The sequence below is a fragment of the Paenibacillus amylolyticus genome, assembly GCF_050990605.1.
Lineage (GTDB): Bacteria > Bacillota > Bacilli > Paenibacillales > Paenibacillaceae > Paenibacillus > Paenibacillus amylolyticus_H.
This window is the reverse complement of sequence record NZ_CP158832.1, coordinates 5,966,481-5,988,366: the sequence shown is the minus strand read 5'-3', so window position 1 is coordinate 5,988,366 and position 21,886 is coordinate 5,966,481. Positions and strand designations below refer to the sequence as shown.

Sequence of the window (21,886 nt, the reverse complement as noted above, 5' to 3'; positions counted from 1 at the left end):
CACAACCTATTGCAATGTGAAAAAGATCACATTATAATGAGTGTATAAAGTGAAATAAATCACATATACAGTTTCGAACGAGAAGTGAAATATTTCACAACTAAAATAACTTTATATTCAAACTCATTTATATATTTCGAGGAGGAACTTTTAATGAAAATCGCAGTTATCGGATGTACACACGCAGGGACCGCAGCCATCGTAAATACCGCCAAATTGTACCCGGATGCTACCATCACGGTGTATGAGCGCAATGACAATATCTCCTTCCTATCTTGTGGCATTGCGCTCTACGTAGGTGGAGTTGTGAAAGACCCTGACGGCTTGTTCTATTCTTCGCCTAATCAACTGGCAGATCTCGGTGTTGAGACCAAGATGCTTCATGAAGTTACAGCAGTTGATGCCAAGGGTCATACTCTTCAGGCTAAAAACCTGCAAACCGGGGAAGAATTTGAAGATACGTTTGACAAACTGATCGTGACAACGGGGTCATGGCCTGTCGTTCCGAAGCTTGAAGGCATTGAGATGGACAACGTTCTGCTATGCAAAAACTACAATCATTCCAACACGATTATCGAAAAAGCTAAAGATGCGAAACGCGTTACTGTTGTAGGAGCCGGATATATCGGCGTTGAATTGGTTGAGGCGTTCCAGATGAACGGCAAGGAAGTTACCCTGATTGACAGTGTGGATCGGATTTTGAACAAATACCTGGACCCTGAATTCACGGATGCGATCGAAGATACGCTGACTGGACGCGGCATCAAGCTGGCTCTCGGTCAAACGGTACAGAAGTTTACTGGAGAGAATGGTAAAGTGACCAAGGTAATCACGTCCAAAGGGGAGTTCGAAACCGATCTGGTTATTCTGTGCATTGGTTTCCGTCCCAATACCGAGCTGCTCAAAGGCCAAGTGGATATGCTGCCAAACGGCGCAATCATCGTGGATAAATATATGCAAACCAGTCAAAAAGACGTCTTCGCTGCAGGTGACAGCTGTGCTATTCATTACAACCCTACAGGCAAAGCATCTTACATCCCACTCGCGACTAACGCCGTGCGGATGGGTACACTCGTAGCCCGTAACCTGGTTCGTCCTACGACACCGTATTTGGGTACACAAGGAACATCGGGTATCAAAATTTATGAGCAAAATATCGCGGGTACTGGGATGACTGAAACGTCTGCTGCTGACGAAGGTCTGATCGTGGAGTCGGTAGTACTGGAAGACAGCTATCGTCCGGAGTTCATGCCAACGGCGGAGAAACTGTTGCTCAAAGTGGTATATGAGCAGGCTACTCGTCGGATCGTTGGAGCACAGGTGATGTCTCAGGTTGATCTGACCCAATCGATTAATACGATCTCGGTCTGCATCCAAAACAACATGACCGTAGATGAGCTGGCCTTCATCGACTTCTTCTTCCAGCCACATTACAACAAACCATGGAACTTCCTGAACACGGCGGGTCTGCAAGCACTGCCACCAGTAGAAGTAAAAGCACCAGCAATGGTGTAAGGAAGAAGTAATGGTTATTACCGAATATGAAAAAAGACACACAAATAAAAGGCTGGCGAGTGATTCGCCAGCCTTTTGTTTAATTGATATTTCTAATACGTTTAGGATTATAGGATCAATGATTATTTTTCATTCTTCGAACCTATAGATTTTATAGCTCATTGGTATTTTCAGCAGATGTTCCCCAAGCTTGTCCGCTCATGAGGTCTCCACCTGCTCGATAGGAGACCTCATACTTTCCACCTCTAACGCCTTGAGGGAAATCGGTATAGCTTCTCCAATCCAAAGTGCCTCCAGCAGGAACGGAATCTTCAATATAATATTTGTCAGAAGAGATGTGTTTCATTGTTACTGTGATTGTTTTTGTTCCTGTGTTCTTGACAAAGATTTTAACATGTCCATAGCCTGCCTGAACATTAAAATTCGAGAGGGCATTAGTACCACCCAAAACCGTATTAAAAAGCGGGTCTATTGCCATTGGCGTGATGATTTGGTCAGGTTCTTCTACAGTAATCGGAGTTACGGGTTGATTAACGTTTGGAATTCTGTCCGTTTTTTGATCGAATGAAGCAGAGGCGGCAGATACGGATGCGGCCTGTAGCTCATTATTATTTTTAGCAGATATCCCCCAAGCTTCTCCACTCATGTTGTTTCCACTAGCACGATAAGTTATCGTGTATTTGCCGCTCTTAACTCCTTGTGGAGTATCTGTGAAGCTCCTCCAATCCAGAGTATCACCGGGAGCTATATATTTACTAATGTATTCTTTTCTTGAATCATTATGTACCATTACTGCTCTAATTGTATGTTGCCCAGAGTTGTTAATATAGACTTTGACGTGACTAAATCCTCCTGCGACATTTAAATTAGTGGACACAGTCTTCCCACCCAAAGCAGTCTCAAAAAGAGGATCGGTTTTTTGATCGGATGAAGCAGAGGCGGCAGATACGGATACGGCTAGTAATAAGGACAAAATTGATAATAAAAATACTTTTTTCATATATAGTAGATCTCCTTATCTGTATTGGACATACATAGTAATTGTACTATAAATGTACAAAAAATAAATATTTTTTCCATTGAAATCTCTTATTTTATATCAAAAATTCAACCATGAAGAGTTCACCTCCATACTTTGTGATAAAAGTAACAAACCTGCCGATATCTTCACGTTACAATGAACTTATCAACAAAACCCATGAAATGAATTTGTTCATGAACCATGAAGGAGAGGATGAATGATATGGCAGCAAAAACACCTCTTGAGGTTGCACAATATACGGCGCAAACAGGCATGAAGAAGGCTCAATATCCGGTGTCTTCTGTCTTGGTACTCAGTTTTCTGGCAGGGGCATTTATTGCGCTGGGGTTTCTGCTGGATATTCGGGTGATTGCTTCTGCCCCGGCAGAGTGGGGGAGTCTGGTCAATCTGATTGGAGCGGCAGTGTTCCCGGTGGGACTAATTATGGTGCTCATTGGTGGTGGAGAGCTGCTGACAGGGAATATGATGGCTGTTCCGCTCGCTACGATCGCACGCAAGCTGTCGATAGGTAGCATGGTGAAGAATCTTACATTCGTAACGATAGGTAACTTTCTTGGAGCAATCTTTGTCGCGTACGCGTTTGGACATGTGCTTGGTCTGACCGGAGAGGGAGTATATCTGGCGAAAGTGGTGGATATGGCTGGACACAAGCTGCATGATGGCTTCCTACAGGCGTTTATCTCTGGCATCGGCTGTAACTGGTTAGTGGCGCTGGCCGTGTGGCTATCTTATGCATCGGATACGATGAGTGGCAAGGTACTGGGCATTTGGTTTCCAACGATGGCATTTGTGGCCATTGGATTCCAGCACGTTGTGGCCAATATGTTCCTCATCCCGGCGGCAATCTTTGAAGGACATTTTTCATGGGGCCAATATGTGATGAATTTCATTCCGGTATGGCTCGGGAATCTGACTGGAGGTGCTCTGTTTGTAGCTGCAGCCTATTGGGTGGTGTACCTGCGCCAAGCTGAGCCGAAAGTGAAACCAGAGGTAGCAACGTCGGCCGAACCTGTGGAGACGGATGCTAGAGTGATGTTGAGCAAGCAGGCGTAGCGGAATATAGCACTACAATGCATGACTCGATACACGTACATCATGTACACATAGAAGAGAAGACGATTCTGATCTTACTCGTTTCATGGCAAATATGCTGTGACGGAGAAGGTCGGGATCGTTTTTTGTGTGGTGTTCTTATGGATTTTAACGCAAAGCAAATTCGCCATGACAAGGTTCGGGGGAACGAAACCTGTTCATGGCGAATTTCGGGAGTGGTCCATGATATGGCATGAGGAGGAAGTGGGGAAACACTAGCCTAATGCCTTATTTTTAATTTACCCCTGAATTCTGAAGTTGAATCAAACGACCAAACATTTTTTTGAAAATATTTTAAAGGCGCTATAGCGACGAATATGAAGCAAAAACATACTGTTCTCTTTACGTGATAACCTCGAAGAAGATATGATATAGGGATAGCTTTTAAAGAGGGGGAGCCATACGATGATCGATCAGGAGAATGGGGTATTTGCAGCGGTATGCCCGCTCGATTGTCCAGACACTTGTGGTCTGTTACTACATAAAGAGAACGGCAAAATTGTGAAGGTGGCAGGCAATCCGGATCATCCGATAACGAAGGGGGCCATCTGTAATAAAGTTAGAAATATGACGGAGCGGGTGTATCACCCCGAGCGTCTGCAATATCCAATGAGACGTGTTGGAGCCAAGGGTGAAGGCAAGTTCGAACGAATCAGTTGGGATGAAGCGATTCGCGAGATTACGACCCAATTCACGGCATTGTCCGAGACCTACGGGCCTGAGAGTATCCTGCCCTACAGCTTCTACGGTAACATGGGCATTCTTGGTGTAGACGGCATGGATCGACGTTTCTTTAATGCGCTAGGTGCGAGTGTGCTGGAGCAGACCATCTGTAATGCGGCCGGGAATACAGGTTGGAAATATACGATGGGCGCCAACCATGGAACGGTGCCGGAAGATACGGAGCATGCGGATCTGATTCTGGTATGGGGCGGGAATATCGTCAGTACGAATATGCATCAGGTCGTTTTGGCGGAGAAAGCCCGCAAGAAAGGCGCCAAGATTGTCGTAATCGATGTTCATCGTAATCGTACGGCCCAATGGGGCGACTGGTTTATTCCGCTTTACCCTGGCACAGACAGTGCACTGGCGCTGGGTTTGATGCATGTGCTGTTCGAACGTGGACTGACGGATGAAGCGTTTATGCAAAGGTATACGGTGGGCCATGAGGCACTGCGTGATCATGTCCGCAGCTATACCCCTGAACGCGTTGCACGCATTACGGGCGTGCCGGAAGAGACGATTGTGGAGCTGGCCGAACTATACGGCAACGCACAGGCAGCTCATATTCACATCGGCAATGGCCTCCAGCACCATGATAATGGGGGTATGAACGTGCGTAGCGTAGCTTGTCTGCCTGCCATTACAGGGCAATGGCTGAAGCAAGGCGGTGGTGCCGTGCGTACCAATAGCTACGCGAGCACGAATAGCGATGCGCTGGAGCGTCCGGAGCTGCGGCAGAATACGGAGCCGCGAGTGGTGAATATGAACCGGATTGGTGAAGCGCTGCTGGAAGCGGAGCAGCCGATCCGGGCCATGATGGTCTACTGCAGCAACCCACTGGTGGTGGCACCGGATACGGAACGAGTGGAGCGAGGTTTTGCAAGGGAAGATCTGTTCACGGTTGTACATGATCTGTTCATGACGGATACAGCGAGATATGCAGATATCGTATTGCCGGCCACATCTTCATTTGAAGCGACGGACCTGTATGCCTCCTATTGGCATCAGTATGTTCATCTGCAAGAGCCGGTGATTGCACCGATTGGGGAGAGCAAGAGCAATGTGGAATTGTTTTCCCTGCTTGGGCAGGCCATGGGGTACGATCCTGCAATCTTCGGAGAAACGCCGGAACAGATGATTAAGGACGCACTCCAGAATACAGGCAATCCTTACATGAATGGAGTTACGTTGGAAGGACTGAAGGAACATCGATTCGTGAAGCTGGATATGACGCCACATGCTGCATTTCTGGATCAGCTGCCCACACCTTCAGGCAAAATTGAATTATATTCGGAGACGATGGAACAGCGAGGGCTTCAGCCGCTCCCTACCTATAGCGCTCTGGTTGAAGGCTATGATGGCGAAAATCCGGCTGGACCTGCCGATACCTATCCATTGATGTTCCTGTCACCGCCAAACCATAATTTCTTGAACTCCACCTTTGGCAATTCAGCCAAACACCAGCGTTTGGAAAAGATGCCTCTGTTACAAATACATCCAGAGGATGCTGCCCGCAGAAACGTGGAGGATGGAGATGCAGTGGTCGTATGGAATGATCGTGGGCGTATTGAACTTACCGCCAAGGTCAGTGAAGCCATGCTGCCGGGAACCGTCATCAGCCAAGGCTTATGGTGGGATGGTGATGGGAAGAAGCAGCGGGCAAACTCGCTCACGTCCAATCGGTTGTCGGACATGGGCAACGGGGCTACATTCTTCTCAGCCACTGTCGAAGTGAAGCGTCAATGAGTGTGCTTGCAGCATGACTTTTTTGAGGTAAGATGAACAAAGGCTAGAATTTGAGCAGGATTAAAGAGCAATAGATGTGACACATCATAAAACCTTCGCTCTGGCTGGTTATAGTCATGCCGTCAGGGCAAAGGTCTATTTTTTATGGCTATTTGTTTGTGCAGAGGTACTAAGGAGAATGAATTAACGATGATGAGATGGCTGGATAACTATCCAAAAGAAGTGAGAGTATTTTTACTGGCAAGTTTAGTTAATGCAACAGGCAGTGCCTTGATGTGGCCGCTGACCACGATGTATGTGTTTGATGAGCTAGGACGGACGATGGCTAACGCGGGTTTTGTAATCCTCATTCAGTCCCTGGGTGGTATCTTTGGACAACTGCTTGGAGGTTCGTTATATCACCGGGTGGGCGTGAAGAAGCTGATCATTGGCTCACTGGCGCTTAATGCGTTAGGTTTGTTTGCGTTGCCCTGGATTAGCGCGTATTGGGTCGTATTTATATGTGCCATGGGCTGGATTGGTCTGTTCAGTTCATTGTCCCTGCCAGCGATTCAGGCCTTTATTGGATTCCGGTTTGCGGAGCGACGTGGGGAATTATTCAATATCATCTATGTAGCGAACAATATCGGGGTGGCGATTGGTACGGCGCTGAGTGGTTTTCTGGCTGACTTTTCCTATCACCTCAGCTTTGTACTGAACGGAGTGACCTCAGCCGGATTTGCGATATTCTTCTGGTATTACTTGTCGCGGGTTGAACCAGATCAGGGGGAAGTGCATCTGACCAAACGCAAAACCGTTACCGATGGGCCGGGCGTCTGGGCACTGCTGGGCAATACCCGGTTATATCTGTTCATGAGCTTGGGCGTGCTGTTCCTGTTATTCGGCAATTCCATCTGGAACACAGGTGTGTCGCCGTACATCATTTCTGAGGGTATGGAAAAAAGAATGTACGGTCTGCTCTGGACCCTGAACGGGGTGCTGATCTTTCTGGGACAACCTTTTACCAGCTGGGTGAAACGGACCATGGCCCGTACCTCCACTGCCCAGATGACCGCGAGTGCGGTATTCTATGGCATGGCCTACATTGTCATGATTACCATGTACAGCTATCCAGGCATGGTTCTTGCCATGGTACTGGCCACGTTTGGAGAGATGTTGATCTCCCCTGCAACACCTGCCTTCATATCGGAGCATGCAGGCAGGGCGGCCCCCTTTTACATCGGGATATCGGGTGGGATCGGTGCGGTTGGTCGGGTTATCGGGCCCTATGCCATGGGAGTCATGTATGACAAGCAAGGGCTTATTCCTGTAGCGTGGCTGGCAACGGGCACAGCCGCAATTGCCGTACTGGGTTTTGTGCTGCATGCGGTGTTGAACCGTAATCGTGAAGTGAAGGAGTATGGGATGGATACGTAGCCTTTTGGGGCTGAACCGTATGATGAAGTGAGAGGACAGGTTAGAGTGGAGGGGAAAAGAAAGCTACTTTAATCTGTCAGATCATCCCGTTGATTTATATTGACAAAAAAAACTTTTTATGCTATAATTTACATATTAGCATATTCCGTATATACTAAGGTTCTCTTGGCCAGGGGGAATCTTATTTTTGTTTGTACGGGAGGATGAAATATGAAGCAAAATGAGTCAAGCATTACATCCTTGATTTCGGCTTTTGGTCGATCTTACCATTGCCAATATGATACACCTCTTATTTTCAATGATTTTATAGCCAGTGCGCTTATCACTCCTCAAGAGTTTTCGGATATCAGCAATAACATGGTTAGAGGCATTCATTTTTTCAACCCGGATATGGCTCACCAGCTCAAGGAAGACCCGGAAAAGGTTCTAAAATGGATTACCCAGGTACAGCTATCTCCAATTACTCTGGCTCGGGCCGCTTACTGTGAGCATGTACTTTTGCATGAAGTCGCGTTGGGATTGAAGCAGGTAGTCATTCTTGGCGCCGGAATGGATACGTTTGCTTGGAGGCATCCGGATTTGGAGGACACGCTGGATATCATTGAAGTGGATTATCCGGCTACACAGCAATTCAAGAAGGAGCGGCTGAATCAGGCCGATCTGACTATTCCGGACAATCTTCACTTTGTACCCATGGATTTTACGCATGAGCTTTCGAATGACAGCTTGACTCTTGAAGGGTTGAAGAAACGGAAGACGTTGGCTAGTCTCTTGGGTGTTTCGTATTATTTGCCCAAAAAGGATCTGTTTAACGTGATTCGTCATGTGTTTGCGAACCTGCCAACCGGAAGCTCTATAGTTCTGGATTATGCAGATGAGCACCTTTTTGAGGAAAAAGGAATGTTTAATCGGGTTGAAAATATGGTTAAATTGGCTGCAATGGGTGGTGAGCCGATGAAATCCGGGTACGCATATGCGGAGATGGAGGCCTTGCTTGATGAAGCGGGACTGCTGATCTATGAGCATCTGACTCCGGAGGCGATTCAGGAACAGTTTTTCCAGGAGCGAACCGATCATCTAAGGGCATTTGAAACGATACATTTCATTCACGCGGTAAAAAAATAAATCGATCCGGGCATGCATAGTCACTTATATAGCCCGCATTTGCATAACAACGACCAACCTTCACCCTGTGGCAGGGTGAGGGTTGTTTGGTTTGAACCAAGGATTAACGTAGATCATGATTCGGTAGCCAATAACTTCGCATGTGATACAAATGTTTAGAAATCAGACTTGTTAGAGTGCAATTCCATGTCATTCCATGCGCTCCCCTCTATTTGTGCATAATGCTCATATAATAGAATGGATCGGGTGAAAGGCAGGGGGGAATGCATACGATGTACAAGGTTTTGTTGGTCGATGATGAATTTATGATCTCGGACGGAATCTCCAGTGTTGTGAACTGGTCCCGCTTAGGAACAGAACTGATTGGTATTGCTCAAGATGGATTGGAAGCGCTTGCGAAGATCGAGATGCAACGCCCTGATATCATCATCTCGGACATTCGCATGCCGGGAATGGATGGCTTACAGCTGGTTGAAGCTGTGGCAGAGAAGTATCAGCATATCTCATTCATCATGCTCACGGGTTTCACCGAATTCGAATATGCGAAGACCGCCATGCAGTATGGGGTGAAGCATTATTTGCTCAAGCCCTGCAGCGAGGAGCATCTTGTACAGGCTATCAGTGAACTGGTCAGTGAGAAGCGGGAGTTAACCGATCAGGAGCGTTTTGTACAGTCGATCCAATATAATCTGGAGCGTGTACTGCCGCATGCCAAGGAATATTTTCTGAAGGAACTGGTCACGAACAGAACATACGGCGTCAAGGAATGGAAGTATTTCGAGGAGTTATTCGATGTACAGTTTCAGGACCAGCGTGTGCGAGTGCTGCTGGTGGAGATTGAGGGGGATCATGAGTATTTGCACTTGTTCGCGGTCAAGAACATTGCCGAGGATATTTTTCATAATCCAATCTTAAGTGCCACGGTTGGGGGGCATGTGTTACTAATCATGGAGGACAAGTTATCTGAAACGCAGTTGTTCCATAATATCGATGAGATTCGCGCCACATTTACCCGATATTATCATGATGATCTCACGATTGCGCTGAGCGAGCCAGGAGATCTTTCTCAGGTACGCCATTTGTACATGCAGACGCTGGTCTATCTCAATTACCGCTTTTACCTCGGTGAGGGCAGTCTTATTATGGAGCGGGATATCTACTCTCCCGGGGAGCATAGTCTTCCTGAATTCGAATACGATCCGGAGCGGATGGTTACTGCAATCAAGGCGGGACACTGGCAGGAAGTTGGAACAGAGCTGAACCGGATGTTTCAGCTGCTTGCCAGCTTGCGATACGATATATCTCAAACGAAGTCCTATCTTATTCAGATGTTTATGGAGATGATTCGACTCAGTGGCTCTGCCGAGATGAAAAGGTATATGGACCAATTGCCAGGAATGATTGAATCCAGCACGCTGCATTCTTTTCAACAGTTTCTGCTTGCCGTCGCCAAAGAAATCACCCTGCGCCGCTACGAACAACACCGCTCCAGACAATCGCAGATGGTAGGCCGTGTGAAACAGTTGGTAGAGAAACGCTACAGGGACGAGACGCTGACACTCCAGTCCATTGCCGGGGAAATATACATGAATCCAGACTACATCGGCAAAATGTTCAAAAAAGAAACTGGTGAGAAATTTACGAACTATGTGGTAAGCTACCGCATTCGCAAAGCGTTGGAGCTTCTGGAGCAGGACGGTAACTGCACTGTATCCTGGCTTGCCGAGCAGACGGGGTTTGGTGCCAACTGGCCTTATTTCAGCAAAATGTTTAAGAAATACACGGGCTTCTCCCCTTCCGAGTATAAAAAAGTACCCTAGGCCAGCGTTTCTGTCGCTTCTATAGCATTGAACTAAACATTTACACGAATCGGAGTGGCAAGTGTAAATATACTTTAGCTCGATTTATATAGATAGCAACCTCTATATTCGATCTGCGATCGTGCCCTGTGTGCCATTCATCGGCAACAGGGTCTTTTTTTGTCGGACGGAACTCGGTTTTGAACATGCATTTAACGGAAATGAGCATGGGAAGAAAAGGCGCTCGATTCTATCATTAGAAGTGTCAAGTGAATGAATGAACATCGAGAGTGGAGGTTGAGTGGATGGAGCTGAAGCGAAGCCGGGGGATCGGACCTGGGCGTTTGAAGCCAGCTGGCAAATGGAGTTCGGTGAAAAAGGAGCTTGTACGAAACAGATACGTGTATCTGATGCTCGTTCCTGTTGTAGCCTACTATCTGATTTTCAGCTATGGACCGATGTACGGGCTGCTGATGGCATTTCAGGAATCCTACAGCCCGGTCAAAGGAATCTTGGCAGGCGAATGGGTCGGATATGACAATTTCACGATGTTTTTCGAAAGTTATTATTTCTGGCGACTGATTAAGAACACGCTGATTTTGAGTTTTTACAGCATTGTGTTTGGTTTTCCGGCTCCAATCATCCTGGCCTTGTTACTGAACGAAGTCCGTAAAAAGTGGTTCAGAAGTACGGTGCAGACAATCAGTTACATGCCGCATTTCATCTCGGTTGTCGTTGTGGTTGGAATGTTGAAAACGTTCTCATCCCTGGATGGCGGACTGTTTAATGTCATTCGTGACTTTTTCGATCTGCAGCCAATCATGTTCCTGGCGGAGAAGGATATGTTCCGTCCGATGTATATTCTGTCCAACATATGGCAGGGTGCAGGGTGGGCCTCAATTATCTTTTTGGCGGCACTCAGTGGCATTGATCCACAGTTGTATGAGGCTTCCAAAATTGACGGTGCAGGCCGCTGGAGACAGCTGTTACATATTACACTTCCGGGCATCATGCCAACAATTGTGATCATGTTAATTCTGCGCATGGGGGCGGTCATGAACGCTGATTTTCAGAAAATATTGCTGATGCAAACGGCTCCGACCTATGAGACATCAGATGTCATCTCCACCTTTGTTTATCGATCCGGTATTTTGGAAGGGAACTATACGTATTCAACCGCCATCGGACTATTTAACGGTGTCATTAATTTCGCACTGCTCATTATCGCGAATGCGATCAGCAGAAAGCTTAACTCAACCAGTCTCTGGTAATTGGAAGGTGAAGCGATGAAACAGTCTATAGGGGAACGACTTTTTGATGTATTCAATACACTGCTGCTCCTGGTGATCATGATTTTATGCTTTTACCCGATGCTGTACGTGTTCAATTCTTCCATCAGCGATCCGGATCAGATGTTGCGTTCCCGGTCACTCATGCTCATTCCTGAAGGTTTCCAGCTGGGAGCATACAAGTCAGTATTTCAGGATACGCGCATCTATACGGGTTACATGAACACCTTGTTCTATGTTGTGGTGGGTACAGCCATCAATCTGCTCATGACTTCGCTGGCAGCCTATGGGTTATCACGCAGTGATCTGATGGGCAGAAAAACGTTGATGAAATTAATTACGTTCACGATGTTTTTTGGCGGGGGCATGATCCCGACTTTTCTGCTGATTCAGAATCTGGGCATGGTGGATACCCGTTTCGCGCTTATTATTCCGGGTGCCATCAGTACATTCTATTTCCTTATTATGAAAACAAACTTTGAGGGCATTCCGATCAGTCTGATCGAATCGGCGAAGCTTGATGGTGCCAATGACTTTCTGATTTTGTTCCGAATCGTACTGCCTTTGTCAAAGCCAATCCTGGCGGTCATGATGCTGTATTATGCAGTTGACCATTGGAATGATTATGTCGGGCCGATGCTCTATCTGCGCAGTCAGGAGTTATATCCGATCCAGATTATTATGCGGGATATTCTGATCAGCAGCAGTACGGAGGCCATGGGCGCTGGCGCTGATACGGGCTTCGCCATTGGAGAGAACATCAAATATGCAACCATCATTATCTCTACCCTGCCTATTATGCTGGTATATCCGTTCATCCAACGTTATTTTGTTCAGGGCGCTCTAATCGGTGCTGTGAAACAATAAAAAATGTATCCTATGGAGGCGAATTGTGTGAAAAAAAGAATGGGGTCTATCTTGTTGTCATCGCTACTTACAATGTCTTTACTGGCGGGCTGTACGGGGGATAAGGAGCCAGGTAACGCAGAACCGGCGGAGGAAACAGAACCTGCGGTTCAGGCATTAACGGAGATTCCGTTACCGATTACAAATGAGCCATTTACTATTGACTACTGGCGCGCCAATGACGCCAAACTGACAGCTTCTTTGAACAACTTTGGCGATATGGCCGCTTACAAGGAAAAGGAGAAGCTGACGGGCATCCAGGTGAAGTTCACACATCCACCGCTTGGACAACAGCGTGACCAGTTCAATCTTCTGATCTCCACGAAGGAGCTTCCGGATGTCATATATTACAACTGGGCAGATGCGGTTGGCGGTCCTGAAAAAATGATCAAGGACGGACGAATCATCCGGTTGAATGAATTGATCGACAGTTATGCACCGAACTTGAAGCGGATCATAGAATCTGATCCGGATGTGAAAAAGCAGATTGCACTCGATGATGGCACAATCTATATGTTCCCGCTACTCAAGCTGGATGCATTGAAGCTGAATGCCACATCCGGATTAATTATGCGTCAGGATTGGCTGGATCAATTAAACCTTGAGGTACCCACCAACATCGATGAGTGGTATACGGTACTCAAGGCATTCAAGGAACAGGACCCTAACGGCAATGGCAAGCCAGATGAGCTGCCATTCACCGGTAACTGGGGACCAGGCAACCTGACCAAACTCCATGATTTTGCGGCGGCCTTTGGTGTCATTGGTGGTTTTCAGATGAATGGAGACAAGGTGGAGTTCGGACCGATTCAGCCGGGTTACCGTGATTTCCTGGAGACCATGGCCAAGTGGTACAAGGAAGGGCTGATTGATCCCGAGATCATGACCAATGACGGTAAAGCGTTCGACTATAAGGTCACCAGCAATCTGGCAGGCGCATATCAAGGCGGTGTATTCAGTGGTATGGGGAAATACTTCAATCTGATGAGAGACACCGATCCGAACTTTAACGTAACCGGTGTACCGTGGCCCGTATCACCGGATGGAACTTCTTACGCTACCTTCAATCTGGAGAATAAGGTATTAAGTTATGGTGAGGCCATAACGGCTTCTGCGGACGAAGACAAATTGAAATATATTGTACAGTGGATGGACTATAACTATAGCGAAGAGGGCAGTGATCTGTTCAACTTCGGTATTGAAAATGACAGCTACGTTCGTGACGGGCAAGGTGTGAAGTTCACAGATACCATTATTGATAATCCGAACGGTCTGACGTACGACCAGGCGCTGGCGTCCTATGCCTTGTCCATCATGGACGGTCCAATCAATCAGGATAGCCGTTACCTGGATGCCTTATTATTTGACGACGGACAGCGTGCGGCGAATGCGGAATGGATGAAAGCAAGCTCGGCTTTAACACTTCCCCCAATTCGTTTGTCCACAGAAGAGGTGACCACAAGTACGTCCATCATGAGCCAGGTGAATACGTATTTGAATGAGACGATGACAGCCATCATTAGCGGGCAGAAGCCAATCACCGAATTTGACACGATGACCGAAACCATCAAGAGCATGGACATTGAACGGGCCATTGAGGTTCATCAGGCAGCCTATGACCGATATCAGTCCAAATAGTAGGTGAGAAATGGAGCGCTAAAACTTTGGGAAAACCTTCCTGCATGTGATATACCTAGTAGTATCACGTGGTTCAAAGGAGCGCTTTGGTCATGACAGCCTACCGTAAACTCAGCATCAAAATGAAAATGTTTCTGATGATCATGGTCATGATGGCATTTATCATCATCCTGGCTTTTGGGTCCTTGTACTATACGTATTCGGTGTATGACAAACAGCTGTTTGATAAGTCATCCCGTCTACTGAACCTTTCCTCGTCTACAGTGGATGTTGAACTTCAAAAGTTGGAAGCGTTATCATTAAACATGATCTCAGATATGCAGATTCAAAGGGCTTTGAAGTCATTGCTGGATGACGATAGCGCATATTCAAGCTTTATTGAACGGAAGAAGATCACGGATCGGTTATGGGAGCATATTAGTGGGGCTGCACGATATGTGCAGTCCGTTCATCTGATTGATTCCAAGGGGAGAGTGAATAAATATGGTGAAACACTAACTGTATCCCCTGAAAAATATGATCGGATGATTGAGGCGGCGGAGCAGGCTAATGGTGCAGTACGCTGGCTGTACCCGGATGACGATGACCCGATGCTGGTTATGGTGCGTCAGGTGCGAGCCTACGAACCGATGACCCTGGAACCGGTAGGCATACTGTTTCTGCGTATTCATATTGAGCGACTCGTTGAGGAGTATGCGGGCATGGATAGCCGGGACAGTGACATTATTTTAAAAGCAGGCAGTGAGGTGGTCTATCCTTATCGCCAGCTTCCAGATGCGGTGTCCGCGGGACTGAATCCTCTTCCAGGCAGTGGGGGATATGAGATCAAAAATATGGATGGGAGGGAGATATTCCTTTCCCAGAAAAAATCCGCCTACACCGGCTGGGTTTATTATAATATGGCCTCTTATGATGAGATTTTTGAACGTATTATATGGTTGAAAAATAGTTTGATTGTCGTATATCTTATCGCCATTCTGGTTGTCCTCGCGCTTGGTATGGTGTTCGCTCGCAGTCTGACAAGGCCGATCAGGCAGCTCATCAGTCAGATGAAGGAGGTTCAGTATGGGGATCTGGAGAATATGGATGCCAATCTGTCCATTCCAACACACCAGCACATGGATGAACTGGGGTTATTACAGCGTACGTATCGAATGATGATTACACATATTAATACATTGATCAAAGAAAATTATGCAAGCCAGCTGGTTATTAAAGAAACAGAGTTTAAGGCGCTGCAGGCGCAGATCAATCCCCACTTTTTGTATAATGCGCTGGATTCCATTCATTGGCTCGCCAAAAAGAACAGGCAGGAACAAATCTCCAGTATGGTGCTGTCACTCGGATATTTGCTGCGTTCCTCCATCAGCTTCAAGCAAAATATCATTACCATTGCCGAAGAGTTGGAGATCGTCAACCACTATATCACCATTCAGACCTACCGTTTCCGGCAGCGGCTGGATTTCCGTATGGATGTGCCTGCTCCTTACCTGGGGTGTGCGATTCCCAAGTTGACTCTACAGCCGCTACTGGAGAATGCCATTCAATATGGATTGGAGCCACAGGTTGGATCATGTCTGATTCGAGTGTATGCAGAGATTTCAGGTGGCATGCTAGCTCTTATCGTGGAGGATCACGGTCCCGGCATGGAACACGAATATGTGGAACAGGTGCTGCGCGGTGAAGTGAAAACCAGAGGCACAGGTATTGGTCTATTGAATATCAGGGAGCGGGTACGTCTGGCTTTTGGCGAAGAATATGATGTTCTGCTGGAGAGCAGGCCGGGGCTTGGAACGAGAGTAACGGTGCTGCTGCCACCCCCATCACCAGGTAAGGAGGATAGGCCATGAGAAGATTATTGCGATCCATAGGCATGATCTGTCTTCTGCTGACTCTTCCTAGCTGCGTGAACCAGTTGGATCAAAGGCCAGGCATGATTGTGGAAGAAGAGCCGATAACGCTGCGAATCGCTTGGTGGGGTGGGGAGTTTCGCAACAATGCAACGATCGCAGTTATCGATCTGTATGAGAAGTTGAACCCACATGTAAACATTGAATACGAATATAGCAGTTTCAACGAATACTGGAGAAAACTTGCCCCACATGCAGCTGGCAATGCATTGCCCGACATTATCCAGATGGACATCTCCTATCTGTCCCAGTACAGTTCGCTGCAACTGTTGGAGGATATGACGCCGTACATGCAGAGCGGACTGATTGACACGACAGATATTGAGAAGCAACAGCTGGAGAGTGGTAGCCTGAATGGAAAAACCTATGGTCTCAGTTTGGGGGTTAACGCCATGCTTAGCATTTATGATCCGGAAGTGTTGAAGGCCAATGCTATTGAATTGCCAACGGATACGTGGACATGGGCGGATTTTGATCGGATGGGTGAGCAATTGCTCGGGAAAGGCATCTATCTGGGAACCTATTTCACGCCGGAACAGTTTTTCGCGTATTACTTGAGACAGTACGGTTCCAAGCTGTACGCCGAGGATGGCAGAAGGTTGGGTTATGAGGATGATGGATTGTTTATTGATTACTTTGGCAGGATGCAGCAGCTCGCGGAAGAGAAGCTTATTTTTGCACCGGATATCTGGACATCCGACATTGGCAAACCCGACAACGACCCGTTTTATCTGGGAGAGGCTCTATTTAGCTGGGGGTATTCCAACCAATTTATCAGCACTACTCAGCGTTATGGCAAACCCTTAACCATATCCTCGATGCCTGGGCCAAACAGCCAGGAGGGGTTGTTTTTGAAGCCAGGCATGTTTTTCTCCATGGCGGGCAATTCCAGGCATAAGGAGGAGGCGGCCAAGTTCATCAGCTTTTTCGTGAATGATTTGGATGCCAATCTGTTACTCAAAGGGGAGCGGGGGGTGCCTGTCTCATCCCGTGTCAAAGAGCGGATGAAGCTGGTGGTTGAACCGGAGCTGGCGCAGGTGTTTGATTATATTGATTGGGTTGCCGATCATAGCAGCCAGATGGACCCGCCTGATCCTGTAGGTGCACCCGAGGTCACTGCGGTGCTGCGTGAGTTGTATGATCTGCTGTTGTTTGGCAAAGTTACGCCAGAGCAGGCGGCAAAGGATTTTCGTGAGCGGGCGAATGCCATTCTGGGTGGGAAGTTATATAAATTGAACTAAAGGTTCTAAGATCATGGACCAATTAAGCCCTCCTCAATCTCAATATGACACAAATGCCCGAGCAGGCTAAATCAGCCTGTCCGGACACCTGTATTCATGCTTATGTTATTTGCGGTTTTGCTCGGCACGTTCTACGATCATATCGGCAAATTCTTCAGCCTGACCTTGAATTGCAATCGGGTCGAAGTACCAGTAACGGTCTTCCAGCAATTCGTACACCTGATTGTTTTTCACAGCCGGCAGAGATTGCCAAATGGAGTCACCCTGGTAATTTTTATTGTTCTCTCCAACGGTCAAGAAGATATGATCCCCTGCATAATCACCAACGACTTCACGCGAGATTTCTTTCCATTGGGTATCGCCCATCAGTTCTTTTTTGGTTATTTCGAGTGGAGCAAGTTCCAAAGCGCGGTATACGGCCTGTCCTCCTCGACCAAAATTGTCTCCATATCCATAATAACTCTTGTCGGAAACTTCAAGGATGGAGAAGGTTTCCTCCGGTTTAATGACGGCTTTCACCTTGGCACGAGCGGATTCAATCCGTTTATCATACGTTTTCAGCCAAGCTTCGGCTGCTTCGGATTTGTTCATCAGCTCTCCGAATCCCCGGATTTCTTCGTGTACATTCGTGAATGTACCATAAGGGATGACTACGGTAGGTGCGATTTTTTGATAACTCTCAATTTCGCTGGCCTGGTCAGAGTAGGTAATGATGAGATCCGGGTTCAAGGAAATGACCTTCTCCATGGATACCGCTGCCCGATCACCGATACTCTCTATGCCCGCCACCTGATCGGCATAGAACGGGTTTTCCAAAAAGTATTGAACAGCACCAACGGGCTTCAAACCCAGTGCGAGCAGATCACTTACGTACATATCGGTAACGATTCGTTTCGGTTCAGCCGGAATTTCAACATCCCCGCTTAATGACTTGTAGATTCGTGTAGCATTTGAATTATCTGCACCGGACGACGTGTCTGTGTTCGTCTCGGAAGAGGCGGATGTCGTTTCGGCTCCCGCTGCTGATGTCTGTTCAGTGGCAGTCGAGCTCGTTCCGCTGCTACAAGCAGCCAGAATCATAATGATGGCGAGCATAAGCAGCAAGCCGGGAAAGCGTTTTTCTGCAGCAAACATATTCTTGTTCCCCCTATGTGTAATCAATAATGATTATTATTCTCATTAATAACATAGAGGAAGATGTCAGTTTTGTACATGGACAACTATGATGTCAGGTGATGCATGATATGCTGCAATTGCTCCATAACGGACAAAGGATCAAATCCGTAGAACATGTCGGCATCAATCTCGTATACACGTCCTTCTTGGACGGCGTGTAGGGTGGCATAGGATTCCTGATTCAGCAAGTCGTCCAATCGTTCTCGCTTGGCAGGTTCCTCAGGGAAGGCGACAAACATGTGATCTGCCGCATATAAGTGAATCTCGGACAACGGGACATGAATGTACCCCGTGAGTAACTGTCCGTCCTGCTCCATTCGTGATGGTGGAGCGAAGCCCAGCGATTGATACAGCACATGAGAAGCTCTGCCCCAGCCATGACCATAGATATAAGCGCCATCCTCTCCAATCATAAATATGCAAACGGCGGACCCGCGTGTCCCTTCCATCCATTGATCCAACGTATGATTGGCTTCTTGTTCAAGTTGAAAATAACGATTTAATAATGCCTGTGCATTGGACTCAAGCCCGGTAATTCGGCCCAAATGAAGAAGCTGCTCCTGCCAATCGAGTTCCTCAAAGGGCATCAGAATGGTCGGTGCGATCAGACGTAGTTCATCGGAAGCGGGATGTGGTGCATACCCGATAATGACATCGGGCTGAACGTTTGCAATCAGATTCGTATGTTTAACCAGCTCATATTCGGAATGTTGCTGAAATTGTTCATGACCATCATGACCATGTTCACCACGTTTTTCTTCCATCCAGCTGGCTACGGCGCCCATGTGGGGAGTGTGGCCCAATGCCAGAAGTGAGGCCGTATAATTGTAAGTCAAAGATACAATCTTCTTGGGCATTTTCCGGTAGTGTGTCGGTGCTGATCCAACCAACTGTTTGAATTTGCGGCTCAGATAGAAAGTGTCTCTATAGCCTGTCAATTGTGCAATTTCCTGTAGCGTATGGTTCGAGAACAGCAGATGTTCCTGAGCCATCCTGATTCTGAGACGGGTCACATATTCAACAAACGTAAGACCTGTATGCTTCTTGAACTCCCGTGAAAAATGCTCGGGACTCACATTTGCATCCCGTGCCAATTGTTCGCGGGTTAACGGATGGGTATACATCTGATGGATATGTCTAAGCACGATATCGTGCCAGGAGTGATCTTCATGAGCAGAATGAACCACATGATCTTGCATGGTGTCCAGTATTTCATAGAAAAGCATATGTGGCTTGAAGGGGCTGGAATCATGGCCCTCCGAACTGGCTTGAACCAGCTCAACTGCCTTGTCCGTGAGATTGCGGCTCACAATGGGTGCTGGTATCCCGAACGGCCAGAACAGCTGTTCATTTTCAGTGGAATCAAACGCAATAGCAATGCCCTGTATTGGCGACAGGGAGCCGCGCTTGTTCTCGTGCTGAAGCAGGTTTCCGGCTTGCCGAACAACGGCGGAGCCTGCATTTAATGTCAATTTTCCCTCGGCACTAATTATCCTGGCCTGACCAGCAGTAACGACGTAAAGTACATGAAGTGTGCTCCACAATTCATCTATGCGGGAGAAGGCCTCGCGGTCGTGAAGCTGCACCAGATGACACAGCTTGAACAGGGCAACGGGTACAGACTGAATCTTCTGCAAGGAAATGGAGCGGGACAGCGATTTTTGATGATACGTGGGCTTGGAAATATTCATTAGATAACGGTCTCCTTACATAAGCCGGCAGGGTCATTATTCGTCTTATGCCCTTGGTATACTGGCGTAATTCTCGGATCTCAACTATTATGCAGTATATACTATAAATGAATTGACGTGGATGGACAGAATGGACAAATCAACTTTTTCTGTGAAAAATATATAAAGTGGTTGAAATCGCTATCAACACCGACTATAATGAAAATGTCGAAACGTTTCAATATTGCGTTTACTGCCAGTTTCACTGTATTAGGCACGAACTGTTTATAGAGCGCCAGATTGAAAGACGTGTCATGACCATCACTAATGGTATGGATTGGAACGGGACGCATTCAACCGTGGCCCCATAAGGATGGGAACGAGGATTTTTTTTGAGAACACCTCGAAACGTTTCGATTGACATCCATCGCTATGATATGTATAAAGATTAATAAACGATAATGAAGGATTTAGTGGTTGTTCTAACCATGTATCGTATAAAATGTAGATAACCTTAGAATTTGTTTTAGTTTAGAAGGAGCGCACGTGGAATGGCAACGATTAAGGATGTGGCAAAGCTGGCAGGTGTAGCACTCTCGACGGCTTCCTATGCGCTGAGCGGGGATAGCAAGGTTAGTGCCAAGACCAAGGCTAAAGTGCTTGAGGCAGCACGAGAATTGAATTACCGCAAGAACGGCTTTGCCATGGACCTGAAGCGGAGCCGGACGAACACGATCGCTTTGATCCTTACCGATCTGTCGGGCCCGTATTACTCGGAGTTGATCCGTAGTGTACAGGATGTAGCACTTGCAAACGGGTATGACCTGATTGCTTGCAGCTCCATGGGTGGACGGGATTCAACGGCAGTGCGATTTTTGCGTGAAAAAAGAGTAGATGGAGCCATCATCCTGGCGCATAACATTCATGATGATATTCTGGTGGAATCTGCCGGTCCTCGCTTTCCGATCATTGTGATGGACCGTCAGCTGTCGAGTGATCATCTGGTAAATGTGCTGGTGGATGGAGAGCAGGGCGGTTATCTCGCTACACAATATCTGATCCAGGCTGGTCATCAGAAGATTGCTTATATCAGTGGCCCATCCAACTCGTATGACAATGCGCTCCGTTACCAAGGCTATCTGCGAGCGATGCGGGAAGCGGGACTTGAAGAAAAGTCCAAATGGCGTCTGAACGGCAACTTTGTGCGTGAGGGCGGATACAGTGCAACCAAAATGATGATCATGCAGGGTGAGCTTCCCTCAGCGGTATTTTACGGTAACGATGAGATGGCGATTGGTGGCCTGAAGGCATTGGAAGAGCGTGGTATATCGGTGCCAAATGATATCTCCGTAATCGGATTTGATGATATTCAGTTGTCGGAGTATGTTCGTCCACCGCTGACAACGATACGCCAGCCGAAGCATGAAGCCGGATCGCTCGCCGGACATCTGTTATTCCAGATGCTCAATGGGGAAGCGGTTGACCCCTCATATACGTTAACGATTAATATGATCGAGCGCAGCTCTGTACGTTCGGTTTAAACTGAGTCTTTAATTGAAGAACTACCTTTATGCAGAAGTGAAAGTTAAATGAAGGGG

General features: G+C 47.2%; 15 protein-coding genes. 12 read left to right on the top strand and 3 right to left on the bottom strand.

Annotated features, from left to right (window positions below):
- Positions 1-153 precede the first annotated feature (153 nt).
- Entirely contained in the window at positions 154-1,515 is a 1,362-nt protein-coding gene (locus tag ABTV53_RS26275; RefSeq protein WP_433748067.1) for an FAD-dependent oxidoreductase, read from the top strand.
- Between the two features lie 151 nt (positions 1,516-1,666).
- On the opposite strand, the gene ABTV53_RS26270 is transcribed toward ABTV53_RS26275, so the two are convergent.
- Positions 1,667-2,515: a hypothetical protein gene (locus ABTV53_RS26270; protein ID WP_433748065.1), complete on the bottom strand. Its 849-nt coding sequence runs from the start codon at positions 2,513-2,515 to the stop codon at positions 1,667-1,669.
- A gap of 243 nt (positions 2,516-2,758) precedes the next feature.
- Here ABTV53_RS26270 and ABTV53_RS26265 point away from each other — a divergent pair, with 243 nt between their 5' ends.
- The 10 genes from ABTV53_RS26265 to ABTV53_RS26220 all read left to right on the top strand — a co-directional run bounded on the left by ABTV53_RS26265 (position 2,759) and on the right by ABTV53_RS26220 (position 17,442).
- Positions 2,759-3,610, top strand: a complete 852-nt coding sequence (locus ABTV53_RS26265) for a formate/nitrite transporter family protein (protein WP_433748062.1) — start codon at positions 2,759-2,761, stop codon at positions 3,608-3,610.
- 444 nt (positions 3,611-4,054) lie between these two features.
- Entirely contained in the window at positions 4,055-6,118 is a 2,064-nt protein-coding gene (locus ABTV53_RS26260; protein ID WP_433748060.1) for a molybdopterin-containing oxidoreductase family protein, read from the top strand.
- A 192-nt stretch (positions 6,119-6,310) separates the two neighbouring features.
- The gene (locus ABTV53_RS26255; RefSeq protein WP_433754348.1) at positions 6,311-7,534 is read left to right on the top strand and encodes an MFS transporter; all 1,224 of its coding nucleotides are present in this window, start codon (positions 6,311-6,313) and stop codon (positions 7,532-7,534) included.
- Between the two features lie 210 nt (positions 7,535-7,744).
- Entirely contained in the window at positions 7,745-8,659 is a 915-nt protein-coding gene (locus ABTV53_RS26250; RefSeq protein ID WP_433748058.1) for a class I SAM-dependent methyltransferase, read from the top strand.
- 272 nt (positions 8,660-8,931) lie between these two features.
- Entirely contained in the window at positions 8,932-10,479 is a 1,548-nt protein-coding gene (locus ABTV53_RS26245) for a response regulator transcription factor (protein WP_433748055.1), read from the top strand.
- Between the two features lie 284 nt (positions 10,480-10,763).
- Positions 10,764-11,729 carry an ABC transporter permease gene (locus ABTV53_RS26240; RefSeq protein WP_433748053.1) on the top strand — a complete coding sequence of 322 codons (966 nt, stop codon included), beginning with the start codon at positions 10,764-10,766 and terminating at the stop codon, positions 11,727-11,729.
- A 15-nt stretch (positions 11,730-11,744) separates the two neighbouring features.
- Entirely contained in the window at positions 11,745-12,614 is an 870-nt protein-coding gene (locus tag ABTV53_RS26235) for a carbohydrate ABC transporter permease (protein ID WP_113052959.1), read from the top strand.
- A 27-nt stretch (positions 12,615-12,641) separates the two neighbouring features.
- A complete protein-coding gene (locus ABTV53_RS26230) occupies positions 12,642-14,291 on the top strand; it encodes an ABC transporter substrate-binding protein (protein ID WP_433748048.1) in 1,650 nt (549 codons plus the stop codon).
- A 92-nt stretch (positions 14,292-14,383) separates the two neighbouring features.
- Positions 14,384-16,141, top strand: coding sequence for a histidine kinase (locus ABTV53_RS26225; protein ID WP_433748046.1), 1,758 nt, complete (start codon positions 14,384-14,386; stop codon positions 16,139-16,141).
- Positions 16,138-17,442 carry an ABC transporter substrate-binding protein gene (locus tag ABTV53_RS26220; protein ID WP_433748043.1) on the top strand — a complete coding sequence of 435 codons (1,305 nt, stop codon included), beginning with the start codon at positions 16,138-16,140 and terminating at the stop codon, positions 17,440-17,442. The genes ABTV53_RS26225 and ABTV53_RS26220 overlap by 4 nt, the downstream gene beginning before the upstream one ends.
- Positions 17,443-17,547: 105 nt before the next feature.
- On the opposite strand, the gene ABTV53_RS26215 is transcribed toward ABTV53_RS26220, so the two are convergent.
- Together ABTV53_RS26215 and ABTV53_RS26210 are read right to left on the bottom strand one after the other, a co-directional pair.
- Positions 17,548-18,576, bottom strand: a complete 1,029-nt coding sequence (locus tag ABTV53_RS26215; RefSeq protein WP_433748040.1) for an ABC transporter substrate-binding protein — start codon at positions 18,574-18,576, stop codon at positions 17,548-17,550.
- Between the two features lie 86 nt (positions 18,577-18,662).
- Positions 18,663-20,309 (bottom strand): ABC transporter substrate-binding protein, encoded by a 1,647-nt coding sequence (locus ABTV53_RS26210; protein WP_433748037.1) that lies wholly within the window; start codon positions 20,307-20,309, stop codon positions 18,663-18,665.
- Positions 20,310-20,839: 530 nt separating this feature from the next.
- Here ABTV53_RS26210 and ABTV53_RS26205 point away from each other — a divergent pair.
- Entirely contained in the window at positions 20,840-21,829 is a 990-nt protein-coding gene (locus ABTV53_RS26205; protein ID WP_433748034.1) for a LacI family DNA-binding transcriptional regulator, read from the top strand.
- Positions 21,830-21,886 lie beyond the last annotated feature (57 nt).

Excerpts from the sequence above, each read along its gene's own strand:
- ABTV53_RS26260 (WP_433748060.1), top strand. The coding sequence starts at position 4,055 with ATGATCGATCAGGAGAATGGGGTATTTGCAGCGGTATGCCCGCTCGAT.
- ABTV53_RS26210 (WP_433748037.1), bottom strand. The coding sequence starts at position 20,309 with ATGAATATTTCCAAGCCCACGTATCATCAAAAATCGCTGTCCCGCTCC.
- ABTV53_RS26275 (WP_433748067.1), top strand. The coding sequence starts at position 154 with ATGAAAATCGCAGTTATCGGATGTACACACGCAGGGACCGCAGCCATC.
- ABTV53_RS26265 (WP_433748062.1), top strand. The coding sequence starts at position 2,759 with ATGGCAGCAAAAACACCTCTTGAGGTTGCACAATATACGGCGCAAACA.
- ABTV53_RS26255 (WP_433754348.1), top strand. The coding sequence starts at position 6,311 with ATGAGATGGCTGGATAACTATCCAAAAGAAGTGAGAGTATTTTTACTG.
- ABTV53_RS26240 (WP_433748053.1), top strand. The coding sequence starts at position 10,764 with ATGGAGCTGAAGCGAAGCCGGGGGATCGGACCTGGGCGTTTGAAGCCA.
- ABTV53_RS26245 (WP_433748055.1), top strand. The coding sequence starts at position 8,932 with ATGTACAAGGTTTTGTTGGTCGATGATGAATTTATGATCTCGGACGGA.
- ABTV53_RS26270 (WP_433748065.1), bottom strand. The coding sequence starts at position 2,515 with ATGAAAAAAGTATTTTTATTATCAATTTTGTCCTTATTACTAGCCGTA.
- ABTV53_RS26205 (WP_433748034.1), top strand. The coding sequence starts at position 20,840 with ATGGCAACGATTAAGGATGTGGCAAAGCTGGCAGGTGTAGCACTCTCG.
- ABTV53_RS26250 (WP_433748058.1), top strand. The coding sequence starts at position 7,745 with ATGAAGCAAAATGAGTCAAGCATTACATCCTTGATTTCGGCTTTTGGT.
- ABTV53_RS26235 (WP_113052959.1), top strand. The coding sequence starts at position 11,745 with ATGAAACAGTCTATAGGGGAACGACTTTTTGATGTATTCAATACACTG.
- ABTV53_RS26220 (WP_433748043.1), top strand. The coding sequence starts at position 16,138 with ATGAGAAGATTATTGCGATCCATAGGCATGATCTGTCTTCTGCTGACT.
- ABTV53_RS26225 (WP_433748046.1), top strand. The coding sequence starts at position 14,384 with ATGACAGCCTACCGTAAACTCAGCATCAAAATGAAAATGTTTCTGATG.
- ABTV53_RS26215 (WP_433748040.1), bottom strand. The coding sequence starts at position 18,576 with ATGTTTGCTGCAGAAAAACGCTTTCCCGGCTTGCTGCTTATGCTCGCC.